8 protein-coding genes are annotated in these 8294 nt (G+C 58.5%); 2 read left to right on the forward strand and 6 right to left on the reverse strand.

Annotated features, from left to right (window positions below; genetic code table 11):
- Positions 1 to 699, forward strand: a 699-nt coding sequence (locus tag N4A58_RS15110) for a Bax inhibitor-1/YccA family protein (RefSeq protein ID WP_293711007.1), incomplete at its 5' end; no start/stop codon positions are given.
- A gap of 321 nt (positions 700 to 1020) precedes the next feature.
- Here the strand turns inward: N4A58_RS15110 and N4A58_RS15115 are convergent.
- From N4A58_RS15115 to N4A58_RS15135, 5 genes are all read right to left on the reverse strand, one after another.
- Complete coding sequence (locus N4A58_RS15115) at positions 1021 to 2490, reverse strand: TniQ family protein (protein WP_293711020.1); 1470 nt, start codon at positions 2488 to 2490, stop codon at positions 1021 to 1023.
- A 2-nt stretch (positions 2491 to 2492) separates the two neighbouring features.
- Complete coding sequence (locus N4A58_RS15120; protein ID WP_293711009.1) at positions 2493 to 3413, reverse strand: TniB family NTP-binding protein; 921 nt, start codon at positions 3411 to 3413, stop codon at positions 2493 to 2495.
- A gap of 69 nt (positions 3414 to 3482) precedes the next feature.
- Entirely contained in the window at positions 3483 to 4064 is a 582-nt protein-coding gene (locus N4A58_RS15125; protein WP_293711011.1) for a Mu transposase C-terminal domain-containing protein, read from the reverse strand.
- Positions 4065 to 4238: 174 nt separating this feature from the next.
- A complete protein-coding gene (locus N4A58_RS15130; RefSeq protein ID WP_293711013.1) occupies positions 4239 to 5684 on the reverse strand; it encodes a hypothetical protein in 1446 nt (481 codons plus the stop codon).
- A complete protein-coding gene (locus tag N4A58_RS15135; protein WP_293711014.1) occupies positions 5684 to 6493 on the reverse strand; it encodes a hypothetical protein in 810 nt (269 codons plus the stop codon). The genes N4A58_RS15130 and N4A58_RS15135 overlap by 1 nt, the downstream gene beginning before the upstream one ends.
- A gap of 141 nt (positions 6494 to 6634) precedes the next feature.
- Here N4A58_RS15135 and N4A58_RS15140 point away from each other — a divergent pair, with 141 nt between their 5' ends.
- Positions 6635 to 7663 (forward strand): N-6 DNA methylase, encoded by a 1029-nt coding sequence (locus N4A58_RS15140; RefSeq protein WP_293711016.1) that lies wholly within the window; start codon positions 6635 to 6637, stop codon positions 7661 to 7663.
- Between the two features lie 258 nt (positions 7664 to 7921).
- Here the strand turns inward: N4A58_RS15140 and N4A58_RS15145 are convergent, their stop codons facing one another.
- Positions 7922 to 8233, reverse strand: a complete 312-nt coding sequence (locus N4A58_RS15145) for an ETC complex I subunit (protein WP_293711018.1) — start codon at positions 8231 to 8233, stop codon at positions 7922 to 7924.
- Positions 8234 to 8294: the final 61 nt, after the last annotated feature.

Consider the following 8294-nt stretch of genomic DNA (forward strand, 5'->3'; position numbering starts at 1 on the left):
GACCGCGCCGCCCTGTTTGACGAGGGCCTGCGCGCCCATATGAACAAGGTCTATGGCCTGATGTCGGCGGCTCTGCTGGTGACATTCGGTCTGGCCTATGTTGTCGCCCAAAGCCCGGCACTGCAAAGCGTTCTGCAGGTCTCACCAGTGGTTTACGCAGTGATCTTTGGCCCGGTGGCCTTTGTGCTGGTGATGAACTTTGCCCTGCACAAGCTCAGCGTCAGCACACTGAACCTGCTGTTCTGGGGCTATGCAGCCCTGACCGGTGTTTCACTGTCGGTGATCTTTGTCATGTTCTCGATGAGCGCGATCATCTCTGGTCTACTTTACACGGCTGTCGCCTTCCTTGGTCTGAGCCTGACCGGCTATCTGACCAAGCGTAACCTTGGCCCGATTGGTCAGGTTGCGTCGATGATGACATGGGGTCTCGTGGCCTGGGGTATCGGTTCGTTCTTCTTTGGCGGCATGAGCGCCAACACTGCCTGGTACTTCAACCTGGCCATTCTGGGTGTCTTCGCGGTTCTGACTGCAACCTCGACCCAGGATATCAAGAACACCTATATCGAAGTGGCCAGCCATGGCGGCGATGAGGCACGTGAATTCCTCGACAAAGCTGCAATCATTGGTTCGCTGCAGCTGTACATCTCGTTCATCGCGATGTTCCGCTCGATCATGTATCTGTTCATGGGCGATGAATAATCCCTGCTGAACAGCACACATTCAGGGCCGGTCACTGCGACCGGCCCTTTCTTTTTGCCCCCTGCCAATTCACGCAGACAAAGAAAAAGGCCGCGAAAATCGCAGCCTGTTCCGGTTTCGCTTTTCAGATTGATCTGTAAGTCGGGGCAAAGTTGCTTCCATACGGCCAAAAATTACAAGCGATTTCAATTGGTTATTTTCCACCATTTCGGGTTGGGAGCAAGGATCCCGCGAAAATCGGGGTAAGATCCCGCGAAACCTTGAAATTAAAAAGGAAAAGCCCGCCGAAGCGAGCTTGTTTTCCAAAGTTTTGATTGGTTTTCAGGCGGCGAATTTCGCCGCGATCAAGGGACGGACCTCGACACGGATGGATCCGATTCCCTTTTTCGTGGGATCTCGAAATGCAGGAACTCGACCTTCCAGAATTTCGATAAATAGGCGTTCGAACCATCCTGCCCCACGCTGGCAGGCATAGGAAATCGGATGCAGGCCCTCATCGTCAGAGGTGACCTTTTCCGGCAATCCAGCAATCTGATCCAGAATACCGTCGAGATGCGATCGGCCGAAGACGACATGTCGAACCGAGCCGCGATCCGTTCTCGGAACAAGCGGCTGAACGAAACCCTCGCGGTAGAGGATTTCGATCTGCCTCTTAGTTGCACCAAGGTATTCAGGAACATCGCGCAGCGGTATCGCAGTCTGGAATGCTTCGATCAGCGGAACCGTAGTCGCCGCTTCGAACACCATGTTGGCGCCTTCGACCTCTGTCGCATCAGCAGGGATCTCGCCAAGCTTTCTCAGGAGGCAGGACAGGCGTGGCCGTTCGATCCCGACCTCAGCCGACAGGCTGTAGAGAGTGTGGAACTTGCGTTCGTTGATCTCCACCCCGAGCACCTTGGTGCCGGGTTCCACCGCTGAATGCTTCACGATGTGATCGCGCAGGAGATCCCGGATCGGGCCTGGATCGATCGCGTTGCTGCGGCGCTCCAGCCAGTCGAACAGAGTACCATAATGCGCCAGTGTGCCCGCCTGGACAGCGCTGGCAGGCGAAGTCTGCCGGATGGTGTCCAGCGCTTCAACGACTGCCTCCGGGCCCTCGCGGCAGATCGAGAAGCCGATATCCGTCGCCTCTTCTGTTTCGGCAGGAGAAAGTTTGCTCAGCTTGACCTCGTGGCCATGCTGCAGAACCCCGCCGATCATTTCAGACGCGGTCAGGACTTGTTCGAGCGTCTGGTCCTTCAGCCACGGATGCTCTTTGCTGCAGGTACTGTCGAGACGATCCCGCAGCCAATCGAGGTAGGACGCCTGTTCGGGAGCCGCTTGCACCGGTTCGCCGAGGACCATTTCGTTCATTGCGATACGCAGGCAGCTTGCAGCTGCATTGCCTGTGGCCGCAAGCCACACCCCATGCCGATCACACCGTTGAACATGGCGAAAGCCCCAGATCAGGCGAAACTTCCAGTCCGTCGGGCCGCCGTCTTCAGCAAGGCAGGCGGGGCAGTAGCGTTTGGCCTGCGGCAGCAGGAAGGATTTCGACGTCGCCTCCCCCCGAAATTCACCGCCGCGCTGAAACACACGGATGGCATTGCGCCGGATCGCCTCAACGGGGTGACCGATGGCTTCCCCAAACCCCGTCACGGCGTCCACGCGCCCCGAGACGAAATGCTCGAGGTTGATCCCGTTGTCGCGCAAGAGACGCTCCATCCCGCGGCCGGTATGGAACATGGACAAACGGTCCGCATAGGACGTCAAGGTTTCTTGCGGATCGAAGGGCAAGGTCGGCCAAAGCATGGTCACTGCCCCCATCCGATCGCTGAGAGCTCGCGCTGTACGTCCTGCCAGTCGCCCGAGTGAAACGGGGTCATGCCGCTGCACTTGGAGCTTTTGCGGTATACGGCCTCGGCCCGAGGAAGAGACAACTCCGTGCGTTTGCGAGTGATGGCGTCCGCCATGATCTTCTTTCCCAGCTCAACGCTGCGCCCGATCTGGCCATGTCTGGCCATCAGGATGCGTTCCGCAAGCGCGCTGCCTTCCGGGATGGTGAGACCAAGGAACTTGGCGGAATACGCGATGTTCGTCGAAAAATCAGACGCCGCCTCGCTGCCCGGCTGGATGTTACCCAAGTACAATTTCTGGAACCGGCGGAAGGTTTCGCCGGACGGCTCGGACAGGATGGCATCCCGAAGGCCGGGAACACCCGCAATGATCAAGGCAACGCCGCCCGCAGACTGCATGATGTGCTTCAGAGACTGGATGGCCCCGGCCACATCGCGACCGGCCCCCGGTCGAAAGATGTGGTGACATTCGTCAATGATGATCATCCGGATCCCGACAAGGGCCAGACGATGCATGACCATCTCCCAAGCGTCGGAAGATCGCAGCCGGGAATCGACTCGAAGGTAGCCTGTCCTCGCCAGGATCAGTTCGGCCAGCTTCTTGATGGTAGCGTCAGGCGGAACCGTGATGTAAAGGGTGTTGCCCTCCTGCTTGTCAGTCATCTCGGTGAGAACCGGGTTCACGCGCAACATCCGCTTCAGGAGGGCCGTCTTCCCATCCCCGGACCTTCCCAACACCATGAGGCCCCCACTTTCCCCGGTCAGCGGGTCGATCCGAGGGCAGTCCGTCATATCCCCTTCGTCGTCAATCTCGAAGAGGTCGCGCAGCTGGTGGTCCAACTCGCCCTCCATGCCGAAGCGCCAGTAACGCGCCGCCAACCATGCGGTCTTCTCGGTAATCGTGGTCGGGGTTGCAGTTGCGGTTGCAGTTCTGGGTCATCATCCTGGTCATTCCATCGTGAGATTGTTGTCATTCGCCTGCACGTGGTAATCGGCAGTCGTATCTTCCTGTGCATGATTGGCAGCAGGGGTGGTGTCGGTCGGCGCCGTGCCTTCGAGGTCGCCCAGCAATGGACGATGCGGACCCGCCTTGTGTCGACGTTCGGCGGTATCGGTATGGCGCGTGAACCGCTGGGTCTCGTATTCCAGCTCATCCGCCGTCTTGGGCAGAGAAATCAGTCCCACCAAGCGCTTGAGGCGATAGGACTCCCGGTTGGCTGCGTTGATCCAGTCCCGGCGGGCGCGCCGTTCCGCGTCGATGACAGCCTGATCCGCGTCATCAGCCTCGGCCTCTTCCGCAAGGTCGCCCAACATCTCCAACTCGCTCTTGCCGATCCAGCGCTCCTCGCAGGCCGACACGGTCATCCACGAGCCGATACCAGCGCGCACCGAGATGGTGCCGATATCGCCGTCCCACCAGAGCACCTCGAGATCATCCACTTTATCGTTGAGAAACATGTGCATGAGCGCGTCGGACTGGTAGTCGATGTTGCGTACGCGAACGCCCTTGCGCGTCAGCTTGCGGCGCATGCGGACGCCGAACACCACGCATTTCATCGCTCGTCAGGGATCGTGGGGGGCACTCCTTGCAGCCTTTCTCCCAGGCTCTGGCGAGGGACATGCCATGCGCAGGGTGCTCGTTGGTGTGATACGCATCAACAACCCATCGTACGAGCCAGCACAGGAAAGCCTCCAGCGTCAGGGTCACACGAGCCGCAGCATCGTTCTCACCGCGCTCCACGACATTGCTGAAAGCCCTGCCGGAGAAGCGTGCCAGCAAGTCGATATGAACCGTCCGAAACACTCTCTCGATGTAGGGTTTGAGCCACGGCTTGCCTGCGGGACAATCCCGAGATCGGCGAGGATGTCATAAGCGTCATCTGTAATGTACTTGTCGCCGCGGTCGAAAACGATGGCTTCAGGAGCACCTCCCATCGTCCAACGGAACTTTGAGCCCGCCGCATCCGCGATGGGAGACTTGTCCATGTAGATCATCTCGAGGGTCCGAGCGAGCGGGCTCTCGACGCCTTGTGGGACGATCTGCAAGGCCACGAAACATCTGGTGTGGACATCGATGGCACCTGACAGAGTGACCCTGCAGGGTTTTCCATCCAGCCCGATCAGCTGCTTGATCGTTTCCGGCAGATGATCGAAAAGGCCCGTTTCGCACATGGGCACGAATAGATCTACCGTGTATTCATCGACCTCGACCCTTTCCAGCACGCGGGATGTCGTGACCCCCACGCCAAGCGTGTGCAGGTCTTTATAAGCCTTGTCGCGGCTGTTCCTGCGCAGCGCATGATCGATCGGCGCCAACTCTAGGATCTTGTTCTTGATGTAGACGTAGCCTGGCCGCTGCAGCTTTGTCGCGGGCACAGGCAACCGCTCCCTTCGTTCATTTTCTGCGTCGAGCGCGGCCTGCACGCTTTCGACGAAGGACTTGATTGTCGGCTTCTCTCGATCCCAAAGCATATCAAGTTGGCGTTCGATGAAGCTGTCGGTCGCGTCGTTGTACCGCTTGTAGCGACCGCAGTTACGGTATTGATCGAACAGGCCGTCATCCCCGTCGATCCGCCATGTCCAATACCATTTCCACATGGTGTGCCCGCATTTGAATCCCTGATGGAATTCGACGGCGCGCTGATGTTCCTTCTTGGTCTTCTGAACCTTGGTGCCGCCTCGCTTTGCTTCCCGCATCGATAACGCTGCCAGGTATTCGCGGTATCGCTGACCTCCGCTCGCGTTGATCGTGACGATCTTTGCGCAGAAGTCGTCCCGAACAGGGTCAAGTTTGCCCCGGTCGAGCATGTCCTGGATGGCGAGGACATATTGCTTGCGGAACCTCTGACGCGCGACCTCCACCAGAACACGTTCGCTGCGACGGATGCGGTCGCTCGCCGTCGGTTGAGCCAACGGGCGCTTGAGGATCTTCAGAACCCCATAATTGTTGTCGGTGACAATGGCATCATAGCCGTAGATACCGGCAGTGCTCTCGTGGCACTCACCGCTTTCAGGATCGGTCCACGGCTCCCAAAAGACAAAATAGCCTTCCGGTCGCAATTCGAGGACACGCCCCTTGCGCAAGGTGAGCTGGAAATCGCAGCCGTTTTCAAGGAGGATCTTGGTATTCTTCTTGAAGGGAGCCGCCATCAGGACGCCTCCCCGCGGATGATCAAGCTCCGACCTGTGATCTTTTCACGATTGAACAGCTTGGCCTGACCAAACCGGATTGCGCGCGCGACGCTGCGAAAGCCCTTCCCCTCGAGGCCGGTTTCGGCGAGGAACTTCCCAATTCGGACCGGAGACGTGACCATCTGCAGCGCCGCAATGACACGCGCATCCATTTCGGCGTCCGCATCACGTGCGGAGTGAAACAGTTTGGCGTTATGCAGCTCGACCGGGTCGATATTGCGCTCTGTCACCGTGCGCACGTCATCGCAGATATTGCCGATCGCGGCTTGCCGTATGCAGTCCATCTTCGCGCGATATTCGTAAGTCTGGGCGATCCGCTCGGGCTTGACCGAGATACAGACCCGGCGACCGCCTCTGAACGTCACCCTGAAATCGAAGAAATGCTCCGATTTCGTGCCGTTGGGCAGAACGAAGGGCAGCGACGCCAGCTGTTCCTCGATGTCCAGAAAATCAGGGCGATAGATGAAACAGAGCGCAGCATTATGCTCGTACAAGCTGGCGAAGCCGAGGCGCTGACGGTGCTCCCCGCGATTGAACACCAGCTGGCCGACGAAGTGCTTTTTGGACGATCTGGGGATCGGCCGCTTCGCCCGGCTTGGCAGCAGCTCGCCGCGACGGCGTGGTTCCTGCGGCGGCAGCTGATCGCCCAAGGTCATCGTGTATTCTTCAAGCTCGACGTTCTCCCCGAAACGGAGAGAAGGGGAAGCTTCCTTGACCGTTTCCGTCGAGGGCGCGGAGTTGGAAGTGCTATTCAGTTCGTCAGTCATTCTGTCTTGCCTCAAGGCACAGGTATCCCGGTCCCGATCCGCATGGCGGTCGGGTGGTTCCCGTGCTGTTCTTCTGGGATTTCGGTTTGTGATCGGTGATGGATCTCAAGGGATCCCGCCAAGCTGTTCCGGCTGATTGCCATGGTCGATGGCACCAAATGGATCGTGCTGGACGCCGACGTGAAGGGAGACATCTACGAGGGCCTTCTGGAGCGCAATGCGGAGGACACCAAATCCGGTGCGGGGCAGTATTTCACGCCCCGCTCGCTCATTCAGGCGATGGTGGAATGCGTCCGTCCGGAACCCGGCAAGACCATTGCCGACCCGGCCTGCGGCACGGGCGGCTTCTTCTTGGCGGCTCATGATTTCCTGACGGACCCGGCAAATTACGCGCTTGACCGCAAACAAAAGGAATTTCTGAAGAACGGCACGTTCCATGGGAACGAGATCGTGGCCGGAATGCGCAGGCTTTGCCTAATGAATATGTTCCTGCATGGCATCGGGGAAATGGCGGGTGAGCCGAGCGTATCCCCGGCGGATGCTTTGATCTCGTCGCCGTCGGACACGGTTGATCTGGTTCTGGCAAACCCGCCCTTCGGCAAGAAAAGCTCCATGACCTTCACGAATGCCGAAGGGGAGCAGGAAACCGAGGACCTGACCTTTAACCGACAGGATTTCTGGGCCACGACGTCCAACAAGCAGCTGAATTTCGTTCAGCACATCCGCACCATGCTGAAGACCACTGGGCGCGCCGCGATCGTGGTGCCGGACAATGTGCTGTTCGAGGGCGGCGCGGGCGAAACGATACGCCGCAAGCTGCTGCAGAACACCGATCTGCATACGATCTTGCGGCTGCCGACAGGGATTTTTTACGCACAAGGGGTCAAGGCGAACGTCATCTTCTTCGACAATCGCAGTGCCAGCAAGGAGCCGCAGACCTCGCCGGTCTGGTTCTATGATTATCGGACGAACGTGCATCGCACGCTCAAGCAAAAGCCGATGACCTATGCCCACCTTGAGGACTTTATCGCCTGCTACAATCCGGCGAACAGGCATGAACGCACGGCAACCTGGAGCGAGGGCCCCCCTGATGGGCGTTGGCGGGCCTATAGCTGCTGTCGCGCGGCAAGGCCAGTCTGGATGTGTTCTGGCTCAAGGACAGCTCCATGACCGATCTCGACAGTTTGCCGGAACCCGACATTCTTCTCGAGGAAATCCTCGAGAACCTCGGCGCAGCGATGGAGAATTTCGCGGCGGTTCGGCAGGCGGGATGAGGCTGAAGCGGTATTCAGCCGCAGAAGCACCCTACAGATTCCGCAATCCCAGAAATAGTATGGGCACCCATTGGGCACCCTATATCTTGATCGAAGCTCAGCTTCGCGGGATCCTTGCCCCTATTTCGAGACAACTTTGCCCCGATTTACATGATCAGTGTGTCCAGGCGGAACGGCGATCCACGGCAAAGTTTTCCGCATAGCCGCGGGCGCGGACATTGGCCTTGCGCTTGTTGGGTTCAAGAACATCGGCGTCAATTCCGTGTTCCTTTGCATAGGCCATCGCCGCTTCTTTGCTGTCAAAGCGCAGGCGCACCTGGCTCTGGGTATCGCTGGAGGATGTCCACCCCATCAGCGGATCAACCTCACGCGCGCTTTGCGGGGCGAATTCCAACATCCAGATTTTCGTCTTGCCCTGCCCCGAAGACATGGCGGTTTTGGCTGGCTGAAAAATACGCGCGCGCATCGGCTTCTCCTTAGGCTTGAACCTGTTATCTGAAATTTGCCAGATCTAAGCAAGCATTGGA

The sequence above is a fragment of the Donghicola sp. genome (assembly GCF_025210255.1).
GTDB lineage: Bacteria > Pseudomonadota > Alphaproteobacteria > Rhodobacterales > Rhodobacteraceae > Donghicola > Donghicola eburneus.